This is a genomic window from Nocardioides sp. NPDC047086, from assembly GCF_040643685.1.
GTDB lineage: Bacteria > Actinomycetota > Actinomycetes > Propionibacteriales > Nocardioidaceae > Nocardioides.
In genome coordinates this window covers 1-12,274 of sequence record NZ_JBEYUV010000069.1, presented here as the reverse complement: position 1 = coordinate 12,274, position 12,274 = coordinate 1, and the positions used below count along the sequence as shown (strand labels likewise).

Here is a 12,274-nt window from a genome sequence, read left to right as displayed (position 1 = left end):
CTCAGCAAGCTCGATCAGCCAAGGAACCGTGTTGGTCTCGACACGCCTCCGCCTAGCGGCTCCGGCGGCTCGACCAGCGGGGTGGGAGCGGGGTGAGATGGTCTCGACACGCTCGACCACCGGGATCACAAGATCCGAGCCCGACGCCGATCAGTGGTGATGAGCTCGACATTGATCCCGGCAGCACGCACGAACGCGATGAGCTCGTCGTCGAACATCTCCCCCGGCTGAGGCGGACTGAGCATGTGCGCCCCAGCGACCCCGAGCTCGACGAGGGTCGACTCCAGATCAGGGGCCATGAAGCCCAGATGGTGGAGACCGTACGCGTGCGGCCCGGGAGTCACCGGGGTGATGAGCTCGAGGGCGATCGAGTCGGCCTTCTCCAGGAAGACCCCGCGGACCCCGTGGCGGGTGCTGACGACCGGGTCCGTGACGCGTCGGTAGCCGAAGAGCCGTTCGAAGGCCTCGGCGGTGCGGAGCAGGTCGCGGACCTGGATGCCGATGTGGTCGAGTCGAAGGTCAGGCATTCTCACCTCGCAGCGGCGCGACTTCGGCAACGGCCGTGGCGATTGCCATCCGAGCCCCGGAAACGGTGGCGACACGGACCGCCGTGACCCCGGCCAGCGCCGCGAGATCGGCCGCGGGTCCTTCGAGGCTGACCGAAAGAGAGCCGGGCGCTTCCTCGAGCACGGTGATCCCGCGCCACGGCAGCGGCCCGGACCATTCGCCGGGGCCGAGCGCCTTCCAGACGGCCTCCTTGACGGCGTACCTCATCGCGAAGGCCGTGGCGGGGGTCGCCGCAGCCATGCACTGGGCGATCTCGGCGTCGCTGAACCACCGCACCGCGAACCCGGATCCACGCAGTCCCAGCAGCCGCGCGAAGCGCCTGATGTCGGCGACATCGATCCCGACCCCCTGAAGGCTCATCACAGATCATCGCCCCTCGTCAGCACCCCAGGCGACCGGACTGTAGGTCGCCACCATCTTGAGCAGCTCGGCGGCAACCGCCTCCGAGCCGGCCTCGTTGAGGTGGCCGCGGTCGACGGTCAGGTGCTCGTTGAGCACGTAGTAGACGTTGCCGTCCTTGCTGCGCTCCTCCGTGCCCGCCGACTCGACCGCGGCGATGTCGAGGAGACGTCCGCTCGCGGCGTACCTCTCCCTGATCATCGCGTTGTAACGCTCCCGGGCGACGTTGTCGGCCGGTCCCATCCTGTCGTCGCCGCCCAGGGCCGCCTTGACCTTGGACCTCCAGTTGCGGTCCGCGGTCAGCGGCACGGTCGTGTAGAGGAAACGTACGTCGGGGTGCGCGGCCTCGAGGTCGGACATCATCGACACGTACGCGTCGAAGACGGCCTGCACGTCGGTGGACGCGGTGACGTCGGCATAGCAGAGCTTCATCAGCGCCACGTCGACGTGCTCGGCTGCCGGGCCGTCCATCACGTCCGCGAACGCCTCGAACTTGCTGAGCGGCTCCCCGTTGAGCCCGAGATAGGCATGCCTGAGCGTCGCGCCCCGGGCGCCCCGGCCGGAGGAGACGTCCGCGACGACCGGTGCGGGCGCCGAGGCATCGGCGTACACCCTGGCGACCCCGTCGAGGATGTTCGTCCCCACCGACTGGTGCCCGAACAGCACCGTGGTCTCCCCTGCGACCCGCAGCTCGTCGTCGGACGGCCACGCGACCGCGATCGGATCGTTCACTCCTGGACTCCTGACCAACCAGGTCCCGGCCAGTGCGACCGCGACGATCAGCACCCCCGCCCACACGCCGGTCAGCAGCTTGACCGATGCGGGCACCTCTCGCAGCGACATCTCCCTCAGCCCACCTTGACCTCACCTACACTGTCGTCGTCGTCGACGTCGGCATCATCGATGGGGTCCCCGGCGCCGGACGGCTCCTCGTCCAGCCTCATGCACATGGCCCGTACGTCCCGCTTGTTCACCTTCCCGCTCGCGTTGAGCGGCAGCGCGTCGACGAAACGGACCACCTCGGGAACCATGTGCTTCGAGAGTCGTTCACGACAGTGCGCGATCACGTCAGCGCCCCGCAGGGCGGCCCCCCGCCGACGCACCACCACCAGCTCGACCCGCTCCCCGGCGATGTCGTCCGGAAGCCCGACCGCCGCCGCCGCGACGACCTCGGGCAGGTTGAGCACCGCGGACTCGATGTCCTGGCAGGCGATCCGGTGTTCCCGCGACTTGATGAAGTCCTCGACCCGGTCGACCACGTAGATGTAGCCGTCCTCGTCGACCTTCGCCAAGTCCCCCGTACGCAGCATCCCGCCGGGCATCTTGCGAGCGGTCGCCTCGGGGTCGTCGAGATAGCCGGGCGAGATGTTCGCACCGCTGGCCCAGATCTCGCCCACCTGACCGGGCTCGACGTGCACCCCGTCGCTGTCGAGCACCCGCAGGTCCACGCCCGGGATGGCTCGGCCGATCGACCCCGGCCGACGGCAGAGCTCCTCGGGCGGTAGGTAGGAGAGCCGGGCGGTGGCCTCGGTCGCCCCGTACATCACGAAGGCCTTCGCCTGCGGCTGGGCGCGCGCCATCTGCTCCACCAGAGCAGGAGCGAGCCGGCCTCCGGCCTGCTGGATCGTCCTCAGCGACGGCACCGCCGTGGTGCCGAAGGTGCTGTTGCGCAGCAGCGTCCCGAACGTCGAGGGCACCCCCGCGAAGCCCGTGCAGCGTGCCGACGCCATCCGGTCCACCACCGCCTGCGGGAAGACGAACGTCGACTGGATGACCATCGCGGCGCCGGCCCGCAGATGGGTGTGCAGGAGCGAGAGCCCGAAGACGTAGGTGAACGGCAGCACGACCAGCATCCGGTCCGCCGCCGTGATACCGAGGTAGCCGAGGATCGAGGTCGTGTTCGCCTGGATGTTGCGGTGGGTGATCCGCACCGCGCGCGGGTCGCCGGTGGTGCCGGAGGTGAACATGTAGAGCGCGTCCTGCTCCGGGTCGACCTCGACCGTCTCGGGCGACTCGACCGGCGCCGAGCGCTGCCTCGGGACCAACCGCTCCTTCCGCTCCACCACGACGGGCAGGCTCCGCGGCAGGCTCAGCCGCAGCGCATCGGCCTGGGCGCGCCCCACCAGCAGCGCATCGACGCCGACCCACCGCGCCCGGGCCACCACCTCCTCGGTCGGCAGCGTGACGGCCAGCGGGACCACGACCAGCCCCAACCGGAGCGCGGCGAGATAGGCCGAGGTCCAGAACAGCCCGTTGGGCGCCAGGATCCCGACCGGCGTGCCCGGAGTCAGCCCGAGCACCGAGAGCCGCCCCATCAGCACCGACACGCTGGCTCGCAGCTCTTCGAAGGTGTACTCGCGACCCGCTTCGGCGAGCGCGATCGAATCCTCGGGCGCGTGCTCGAGAAGAAAGTCGGCAGTGTTCAACGTGGCCCGTCCCCCGGGATGCTTGGGCCGGGACCGTTCCCGGCAACGGCAACGTCGCACGGCGCAGCTCGACCAGCGGCGGGCCGTTCGGCAGGCTGCCTGAAATTGAGTACGCAACCCACCCATCGGTCCCGACTCGGCTCCGCGGCGCGTCGACTGGTCTCGTGAATCCCAAGCGTCTCCTCCTGTTCGTGCTGCTCGGCGTGCTCGTCGGCGTCACGATCTTCTGGGTGCCGGGCCGCTTCGCCGACTCCTCCGCCGTCAAGGACGGCGACGGCTCGGCCTCGTCGTCCCAGACCGGCTCGCCGGGAGCCGGCCCGAGCTCGAAGTCGGACCCCGGGTCGGAGTCCGGTTCGGAGTCCGGGTCGGGTCGGAAGTCGGAGTCGGATCCCGAGCACGCGAGCGAGGCGCTGCCGGAGGCGGCCTCGTCCCCGACCGAGTCGGGCCTGCCCGGCCTCACCGAGAAGCCGCGTACGAAGTCGGCGGCGCTGATCTCGGAGCCGCTGCCGAAGTCCGCGGTCCGCAAGGGCGCACTGGTGGCCGGCTACCCGACAGCGCTGGCACCCCCGTCGCGCACCACGGTCGAGGTCTCCAGCGTCTCGCCCGCCAAGGGCGCCCTCCAGGTGGCGCTGACCGCGAGCTGCCGGCGGCCCTGCGACGTACTGCGGCACTACCGGACCCGGCTCGCGCAGCACGGTTTCAAGGAGGTCGCGACGACGTCGGTCGAGAACGCCCCCGCGCTGTCGCTGCGCCGCGGCGACGAGACCGTGAACGTCACGGTGACCCACACCGGCCGCCGCAGCGTCGACTTCAGCCTCTACTCCGTTCTCCACACGAAGACCTGAGCCGGTGTATCTGTCTCTCAGCGACCGTCCCACCACGAGTGCCGAGCCGCGGCAGACCGGCGGGCGGGTCTCCCGGACCGTCGTCACCCTCGGCATCGTCAGCCTGCTGACCGACATCTCCTCGGAGTCGGTCTCGGCGATCCTGCCGCTCTACCTGACCGCGGTGGTGGGGCTCTCGCCGGTGGCGTACGGGCTCATCGACGGGCTCTACCAGGGCGTCTCCTCGCTGGTGCGGATCGCGGCCGGGTGGGCCGCCGACCGCACCGACCGGCCGCAGCCGGTGGCGCTGGCGGGCTACGCGATGAGCGCGGTCGCGCGGCTCGGGCTGATCTTCGCCGGCGGCTTCGGGACGATCTCGGCGGCGATCTCGCTGGACCGGATCGGCAAGGGCGTACGCACCGCGCCACGCGACGCGATGATCGCCGCCTCCAGCGACCCGGCGCGCCTCGGCCGCAGCTTCGGCGTGCACCGGGCGCTGGACACGGTCGGGGCCACCCTCGGGCCGGTGCTGGCGTTCGTGATCCTGTGGCGGATCACCGACGGCTACGACACCGTCCTGGTCGTCTCGCTCGGCTTCGCGGTGCTCGGGGTGGCGACGATGGCGTGCTTCGTACCGTTCCGCACCGGCGCCCGGACCCCGCTGGTCGAGCCTGGCGAGCGCCGGCGAGCCGGTGTCGAGACCACCACCGTGCGTTGGCGCGCCACCCTGAACCCGCGCCTCCTCCGGGTCACCGGCGTGGCCGGCGTGCTCGCCCTGCTCACCGTCGGTGACGGCTTCGTCTACCTGGCGCTGCTGGAGACCGGCGGCTTCGCGGCGCAGTGGTTCCCGGTCCTCTACGTCGGGACCAACCTCGCCTTCCTCGCCCTGGCCGTTCCTATGGGCCGCCTCGCGGACCGGGTCGGGCGCGTCCAGGTCCTCGTGCTCGGCCATCTCCCGCTCGCGGCCGCCTACCTGTGCGCCGCGACCGGGTCCGGGGCGCTCTGGACGACGTGCGCCGCGGTGCTCCTCCTCGGCGTCTTCTACGCCGCGACCGACGGCACCCTGGCCGCGGTCGCCGGGCAACTTGTCCCCGAGACCGTACGCGCCAGCGGCATCGCCACCGCCCAGACCGCGGTCGCGCTGGCCCGGCTCGTCGCCGCGACCGGCTTCGGTCTGCTCTGGTACGCCGTCGGCCCCCGGGTCGCGATGCTCGCGGTCTGCGCCGTGCTGCTCGCGGCGATCCCAGCCGGCCTCGCGGTGCTGCGCAGGGCGGCGCGATGACGACGTCCTGGGCCAAGCGGCGCACCACCGTCTTCGGTGCGATCGTCGTGCTCGTCACGGCCGGCGTGACGGCGTACGCCCTCTCCGCGATCGCGGAGAACGACCGGCGTACGTCTCGGGCGACCGACGGGACGACGACCTCCCTGACGCAGATCGAGAAGGGGCCGAGGATCCTCTTCCGGCACACCGGGCGCGACGCCGACTACGGTCACGTCGGCGCTGTGGCGCTCGACGACCCCGACGGTGCCCGGGCCCTCACGGACCTGAGCTGCGACCGGGTCTACGCGCAGGCGCAGTCGGTCTCCTGCCTGGCGACCGAGCGCGGCGTGGTGAGCCGCTACCGGGCGACCGACCTGGCGACATCGGCACCGGGGACGCGATGGCGGGAGGTCGACGAGACGGACCTGCCCGGGCTGCCCAGCCGCACCCGGATCTCACCGGACGGGCAGCTGGTCTCCTCGACGGTGTTCGTCAACGGCGACTCCTACATGGTCAGCGGGTTCTCGACGCGCACCCTGGTCCGCCGGGTCGGTGGGGCGAGCTACGGAGACCTGGAGAAGTTCCGGCTGATCGTCGACGGCCGCCGGGTCGCTCCGGTCGACCGCAACGTCTGGGGTGTGACCTTCGCCGACGACGACCGCACCTTCTATGCGACCGTCGCCACCGGTGGCCGGACCTACCTGGTCCGGGGCGACCTCACCGAGCGCTCCCTGACGACGATCGCCGACCACGTCGAGTGCCCCTCGCTCTCCCCCGACGGCACTCGGATCGCGTTCAAGGAGGCCGACGAGGAGGGCACCCGGTGGACCCCGGCGGTCCTCGATCTCGCCACTGGCCGGCGCACCGTGCTCGCCGGCGAGACGCACAGCATCGATGACCAGATCGAGTGGCTCGACGACGACACCCTCCTCTACGGCCTCGAGCGTGAGAACGAGCCGGTCAGCGACGTCTGGGCCCTCGACACCACGGCCACCGCGACCCCTCGGGTGCTGGTGCCGGAAGCGTCCTCGCCCGCGGTCCTACGCTGAATCGGGTACACCACCCCGGGTCTGCCCCGCTCCCCGCCGCGTCACGGTTTGCTGAGGGGATGACCGTTGAGGAGACTCACGTCGCGCCCCGGATAGAACCCAGCGCGGACGTCGACGATCGTGCCGAGATCGGCGCCGGGAGCCTCGTCTGGCACCTGGCCCAGGTCCGCGAGCACGCCCGGATCGGCAGCGAGTGCATCATCGGCCGGGGGGCGTACATCGGTCCCGGCGTCGTGGTGGGAGACCGCTGCAAGATCCAGAACCACGCCCTGGTCTACGAGCCTGCCGTTCTCGAGGACGGCGCGTTCGTCGGGCCGGCGGTGGTGTTCACCAACGACTACCTCCCGCGTGCCGTCAACCCGGACGGCACCCTCAAGGACGGTGAGGACTGGGACGCCGTCGGCGTGACCGTACGCACCGGCGCCAGCATCGGCGCCCGCGCAGTCTGCATCGCGCCGGTCACGATCGGTGCCTGGGCGATGGTCGCGGCAGGCGCCGTGGTCACCCGCGACGTACCCGACCATGCGCTCGTCGTCGGGGTCCCGGCGCAGCGGATGGGCTGGGTCGGTCACGCGGGCGCGCCGCTGGTGCCCCAGGGAGATGCCTGGCGATGTCCGATCACCGGCACGCTCTACGTCATGCGCGGCACGAGCGAGGACGCCGGGCTGGTCGCAGCCTGAGGTGCGGGCGGACGGGGGTCAGGCAGCGCGCCACTCGGCCTTGTGGGCGATGCTGACCGCCGCGATCTGCGAGGAGACCCCGAGCTTGGCCAGGATCGACTTCACCTGGGTGCGCACCGTCGCCTCCGAGACGACCCGGAGCTTGGCGATGTCGCCGACCGTGAAGCCGTTCATCAGGTGCTCGAGCACCTGCGACTCCCGCGGGGAGAGCTGGGCGAGCCGGCGACGGACCTCGATGACGTCCTGCTCCTGCCCCACCCACGCCCGGATCAGGCGCTCGCGCTCGTCGACGTCGAGCACGCTGAGACCGTAGTTGATCCTGCGTACGGTGCCCAGGATCTCGCCCAGCGGCACCGTCTTGGGCAGGACCGTGCGGGCCCCGACGTGCAGGGCATGGCCCCAGCGGGCCTGGTCGGTCGAGCCCGTCACCACGACGACGTCGGCACCGGCCCTGGCGAGCGGGGCGATGAGGCGTACGCCCGAACCGTACTGGCCCAGGTCGAGGTCGAGCAGGACGATGCGTGGCTGGGAGCGCATGATCAACGAGGTCAGCTTGGCCTCCGAGGGCGGCACCTCGGGCAGGTCGACGCGGTGCGCGTCGTAGCCCTCGAAGGTGAGGGCCAGCTCGAGCGACTCGGCGAACAGGGTGTGGTCCTCGACGATGACCACCTTGAGCCGTTTACGCGGCGACACCACGGCGGCCTCCCCGGGTCGGGGTGTCGTGCTCGCCGGTCCCCTCGTCGGCCCGCTCGTCGGACCCGTCGGCGATGCAGCCGAGCATCGGGATGCCGAGGACGAAGGTTGTGCGCTCGCCGGTCTCGATCAGCTCGAGGTAACCGCCCTGGCGCTCCATCAGGTCACGCGCGACGTGAAGGCCGATGCCCTGGCCGGTCGAGCCCGGTCGGCTGACGCCCCAGGCGAAGATCCTGCGGCGCAGCTCCGGTGCGATCCCCGGCCCGTCGTCCGACACCGCGATCTCGAGCGACGTGCTCGCCGCTCCGGCGGCGCGCACCTCGATCCGGACCGTCCCGCTTCCGTGGGCTGCGGCATTGTCGAGGAGCACGTTGAGCGCCTCAGTCAGCTGGTCGGAGTCACCCAGGGCCAGCATCCGGCTGGGTCGCCACTCGACCTCGGTGCCCTTGGCCTCGTGAGCGAGGACCATGGATCCGACGACAGCATCGAGATCGATCACCTCGGCGACATCGGCGCGCATCGCATCGGGCCGGATCGCATCGGGCCGCGGGCCAGGGATCTGCGGCCTCACGGCGTCCTGCTGTCGCTGAACCATCCGCTCGAGCCGCTGCAGCTCGCTCTCCACCATCGCCGCCATCGCGGCCCGCCGCTCCTCGCCGATCTCACCGGACGAGTTCAGCAGCGTCGTCGCAGCTCGGATCCCGGCCAGCGTCGAGGCAGCCTCGTGCAGCCGGGCACGTTCATCCGCACCGACTCTTGACATTGACACAGCTCTCCCATGGTCATCCTCGAACCGCGCCCTCCCCATGACGCATTCAGCTGTATGAAACGTGCGCGGACCCCGAGGACCGACACGAACAGCGCCCTACAGCAAAGGGACCCTACTGAACTAGGCGGCCCGACATATTGCCTACCTATTTTTGGTTACCGTCCGTTACCGACTGGTGCCTGAAATTGAGGAATGGCGAGCATCTCGGCCCCCTGATAGGGGCGTGCCGGGTCACATACTCGGGTGACCATCCTCGATCATCCGCCCGTGCCGCCGCAGTCGGATCCTGCGGACGGGACCCCTACGCGCGGGTGGCGGCGTGCCCGCAAGCCGCTGATCGGGCTGCTGGTCTGTCTGCTCCTGCTCTGCGCGGCGGCCCTGACCGGGATCCTGTGGCTCCAGGCAAAGGTGGAGGGGAACATCCAGCGGCTGCCGGATACGTTCTCCGGGCTCACCGACCGGCCGGCCAAGCCCACCTCCGGGTCGGCCGCCGATGCGGTGAACATCCTCGTCCTCGGCACCGACACCCGCTCCGACGCACCCACCACCGGCGCCGAGGCTCCCGGCTGGCAGCCGGGTCAGGCCCGGTCGGACACGATGCTGCTCGTCCATCTCGACGGCGACCGCCGCTCCGCCTCGGTGATCTCGATCCCCCGTGACTCCTGGGTCGACATCCCCGGCCACGGCAAGGGCAAGGTCAACTGGGCCTACTCCTTCGGTGGCCCCAGCCTCACGGTCGAGACCGTCGAGAAGATGACCGACGTACGCATCGACCACCTCGCCGTCATCGACTGGGACGGTTTCAAGGCGCTCACCGACGCCATCGGCGGCATCGACATCTACATCCCGGAGACCGTCGAGGACCCCGCCCACGGGATCCGCTGGGAGGCCGGTCGCCACCATCTCGACGGCGAGCAGGCTCTCCTCTACGTACGCCAGCGCTACGGGCTCCGAGACGGCGACCTCGACCGTGTCGCCCGTCAGCAGGCCTTCCTCCGCACGCTCCTCCAGCAGACGCTCCATCAAGAGCTGCGCAAGCATCCCGACCAGGTTCTCGACCTCCTCACCCTCTTCTCGAAGCACGCCTCCGTAGACGACGACTGGTCCACCACCCAGATGGCCAAGCTCGCCGCCTCCCTGCGCAATCTGCGCTCCGGCGACATCAGCTACCTCACCGTCCCCACCGACGGCACCGGCATGGTCGGCGACCAGTCAGTCGTACGCCTCGACCCCTCCCGCGACCGCGACCTGTGGCGCGCGGTCCGTGAGGATCGGATGGGTGAGTGGACGGAGGACAACCAGGATCTGCTGACGCCCGACGTCGTCCGCTGATCGATCTTTCGTGGTCGGTGACCGCTCGCGATTCTCGGGGGCAACGCAAGAGTCGTTGCTGGCTTTCCGGGGTGGATCGGTCGCGGGGTTGGTGTGGGACGGGTTTCGCGGGGTGCGGGTGTCTTGTTGGGCTGGTGGCCGCCGACCCGTTATGGAGGGTGTTCTCGACGGCTCCCGGAGTCAAGGCGATGTATCGAGCTTGTCGAGATGACGGCCTACGGCCGCCGGCTTCGCCGGTCGCCTTCGGCGATCCTGGACACCGGGCTCCGTCGAGAATTTTGGCTGGTTATCGGGTCGGCGGCGGGGTTTGGCGCGGAATTTTGGGTTGCGTACGGGCTTGGGAATCCGGGGTCGAGGTTCCCGGGCGGCTGCGGTGTCTGCGGTGCTTTTACAAGCCGATGACACCTTGTGAACGGTTCACAAGCACAGTCGTGGTCCGGGCACCGATGACGACCTCGGAACGGTCGAAGGTGCCGCCTCAACCGGCTGCCGGCCATGCCGGTCTTAGCTGACGAGCCAGACAGACGCCAGACAGACGAGCTGAGAGTTGAGTGGTCGGTTCGTGCGATACGCCGCGCACCAGCGGCACCGCCACGCCCAGCACGCTAACTCAATGAACCCTGCCCACCGGATGGCCCAGGTCCACTCGACTATTGGGCTGAGCGGCACTGCCACGACGGTGCGCGAGGACACCGATCAGCGAGCGGCGCCGGCGGGCTCGCAGGAACACCGACACAGCGACGCGAGGGCCCGGGTCAGCCAGGTCCGAGCGTGCCAGGGTCAGCCGGGTCAGCCGGTTCGGGCACCCCGAGTGAACCGGATCTGCCCATCGGGGAGCCGTTCATGGGTGTAGTTGGGGTCGTGGATGCGGCGATGGTCGCTGGGACACAACAACACCATGTTGGCCAGGTTGGTGCGGCCGCCTTCGGACCACGGTTTCAAGTGGTGGGCCTCGGTCCAGGCAGCGGGGGCATCGCAGTCCTCGGCCTGGCAGCCCTTGTCGCGCAGCCGCAGAGCCCGGTGTTGGACCGGATACGCCAACCGGGCGGTGCGGCCGAGGTCGAGGATCTCGGAATCGGTACCGAGGACGACGGGGACAAGGTCGGCGTTGCAGGCCATCCGTCGGGCTTCGGCGGCGGTGATCTGGTCGCCGTCGAACCCGAGGGCGGCGGTGCCGAGGTCGGCACGGAGCTGGTCGATGCTCATCGTGATGAACACCGTGGTCGCATGCCCACCGTGCCTGGGGAGCGGGTCCACGTCGTAGGTCTCGACAACCCGCGCGAACGCCTGACCCAGGAGCCGGTCGTAGGGGGCCTTGCGACCCCGGTTCTCCACGGTCAGCTTCCGCGGCTGAGCCAGCGAGTCCAGGATGGTGCGCAGCCGGAGCCCGACGGCGCGGGAGACCCTCGCGTGAACGTCGATGGTGCCATCGCCATTGTCACGGGAGGAGAAGAACGTGCGCCGTGCGGCGCGCTCCTCTTCCCGCTGCAACGCCTTGGCTTCAGCCTGCTCGAAGCGTTCGGGGTCGATCTCTGCCAGGATCCGGCGTCCGACGATCTTGAGCTGGTTCGCGGTCAGCTCGGTCGCGTGCTCGACCAGCAGCTTCTCGGCCAGGACCAAGTCCTCGCCGTTGACGGCGGGGTCGGTGGCGATCCGGTCGAGAGCTTGGGTGATCACCTGGGCCTTGTCCTGGGACAGCGCCCCCTCGGCCAGGCCGGCCGCGACCAGGTCGTACTTGGCCACGACGGCGGCGAGTTTGAGCTGGGAGCGGGCCACACCCCTGTCGACCAGGAGCTCGGTCCGCATCCATCCCGAGGCATCCTTGGCGCCGGTCTCCTCGGCGATGTCACCAGCAGACGCGAGCACACGCAGTTTCAGCGCGGCCTGCATGGCCTGGAGCTTCTCCAAGCGTTCCAGCAGGTCTTTCTTCTGCTCGGTGCGCCAATAAGCCGGGTCACTCGCGAGGAGCTCGTGGAGGGCGGTCTCGATGGCCTGCAGGGCAGCGTCAATCGCGTCGCCGGGGTTGGTGCCCCAGTGGTCGATGTCGCGGCCGAGACTCATCGGATGCCTCTCTTAGAGGTGTGTTGTGATGGCTCTGATTCTACGCCTCAACCACGCCTGTGGCTATCTATTTTCCCTGCTCAAACCCTGTTTTCTCGGTGAGTGAACGACCTCGCTTCTGTGGATGGTAAGTGGCCCGAAGGGCCACCCGTCACACCCGTCAACACCATCTTTCCTGCGGAGTGATTCTGCTGCGCCACACCCGGGCCGCCG

12 protein-coding genes are annotated in these 12,274 nt (G+C 69.9%); 5 read left to right on the top strand and 7 right to left on the bottom strand.

All coding sequences use genetic code 11. The annotated features are described in order from the left end of the window. Positions 1-125: 125 nt before the first annotated feature. The 4 genes from ABZ796_RS27125 to ABZ796_RS27110 are packed head-to-tail and all read right to left on the bottom strand — an operon-like array spanning position 126 to position 3,392. Positions 126-527, bottom strand: a complete 402-nt coding sequence (locus ABZ796_RS27125; protein WP_357341246.1) for a VOC family protein — start codon at positions 525-527, stop codon at positions 126-128. After that, on the bottom strand, positions 520-927 hold the full coding sequence (locus ABZ796_RS27120; RefSeq protein ID WP_357341244.1) for a 4'-phosphopantetheinyl transferase superfamily protein: 408 nt from the start codon (positions 925-927) through the stop codon (positions 520-522). Before ABZ796_RS27120 ends, ABZ796_RS27125 begins: the two co-directional genes overlap by 8 nt. A 6-nt stretch (positions 928-933) precedes the next feature. Next, positions 934-1,809 carry a hypothetical protein gene (locus ABZ796_RS27115; protein WP_357341242.1) on the bottom strand — a complete coding sequence of 292 codons (876 nt, stop codon included), beginning with the start codon at positions 1,807-1,809 and terminating at the stop codon, positions 934-936. Positions 1,810-1,814: 5 nt separating this feature from the next. Beyond that, the gene (locus ABZ796_RS27110) at positions 1,815-3,392 is read right to left on the bottom strand and encodes an AMP-binding protein (protein WP_357341240.1); all 1,578 of its coding nucleotides are present in this window, start codon (positions 3,390-3,392) and stop codon (positions 1,815-1,817) included. A 164-nt stretch (positions 3,393-3,556) separates the two neighbouring features. Here ABZ796_RS27110 and ABZ796_RS27105 point away from each other — a divergent pair, with 164 nt between their 5' ends. The 4 genes from ABZ796_RS27105 to ABZ796_RS27090 are packed head-to-tail and all read left to right on the top strand — an operon-like array spanning position 3,557 to position 7,206. Further along, positions 3,557-4,237 carry a hypothetical protein gene (locus tag ABZ796_RS27105; protein WP_357341239.1) on the top strand — a complete coding sequence of 227 codons (681 nt, stop codon included), beginning with the start codon at positions 3,557-3,559 and terminating at the stop codon, positions 4,235-4,237. Positions 4,238-4,241: 4 nt separating this feature from the next. Continuing rightward, positions 4,242-5,498: an MFS transporter gene (locus tag ABZ796_RS27100; RefSeq protein WP_357341237.1), complete on the top strand. Its 1,257-nt coding sequence runs from the start codon at positions 4,242-4,244 to the stop codon at positions 5,496-5,498. Continuing rightward, complete coding sequence (locus ABZ796_RS27095; protein WP_357341236.1) at positions 5,495-6,526, top strand: hypothetical protein; 1,032 nt, start codon at positions 5,495-5,497, stop codon at positions 6,524-6,526. The genes ABZ796_RS27100 and ABZ796_RS27095 overlap by 4 nt, the downstream gene beginning before the upstream one ends. 59 nt (positions 6,527-6,585) lie before the next feature. Next, positions 6,586-7,206: an acyltransferase gene (locus tag ABZ796_RS27090; RefSeq protein ID WP_357341234.1), complete on the top strand. Its 621-nt coding sequence runs from the start codon at positions 6,586-6,588 to the stop codon at positions 7,204-7,206. Between the two features lie 18 nt (positions 7,207-7,224). On the opposite strand, the gene ABZ796_RS27085 is transcribed toward ABZ796_RS27090, so the two are convergent. Together ABZ796_RS27085 and ABZ796_RS27080 are read right to left on the bottom strand one after the other, a co-directional pair. After that, entirely contained in the window at positions 7,225-7,902 is a 678-nt protein-coding gene (locus ABZ796_RS27085) for a response regulator transcription factor (protein ID WP_357341232.1), read from the bottom strand. Continuing rightward, on the bottom strand, positions 7,886-8,662 hold the full coding sequence (locus ABZ796_RS27080; RefSeq protein WP_357341231.1) for an ATP-binding protein: 777 nt from the start codon (positions 8,660-8,662) through the stop codon (positions 7,886-7,888). The genes ABZ796_RS27085 and ABZ796_RS27080 overlap by 17 nt, the downstream gene beginning before the upstream one ends. Positions 8,663-8,911: 249 nt before the next feature. Here ABZ796_RS27080 and ABZ796_RS27075 point away from each other — a divergent pair, with 249 nt between their 5' ends. Continuing rightward, positions 8,912-10,000 (top strand): LCP family protein, encoded by a 1,089-nt coding sequence (locus ABZ796_RS27075; protein ID WP_357341229.1) that lies wholly within the window; start codon positions 8,912-8,914, stop codon positions 9,998-10,000. A gap of 789 nt (positions 10,001-10,789) precedes the next feature. On the opposite strand, the gene ABZ796_RS27070 is transcribed toward ABZ796_RS27075, so the two are convergent. Continuing rightward, positions 10,790-12,061, bottom strand: coding sequence for a DUF222 domain-containing protein (locus ABZ796_RS27070; protein ID WP_357341228.1), 1,272 nt, complete (start codon positions 12,059-12,061; stop codon positions 10,790-10,792). Positions 12,062-12,274 lie beyond the last annotated feature (213 nt).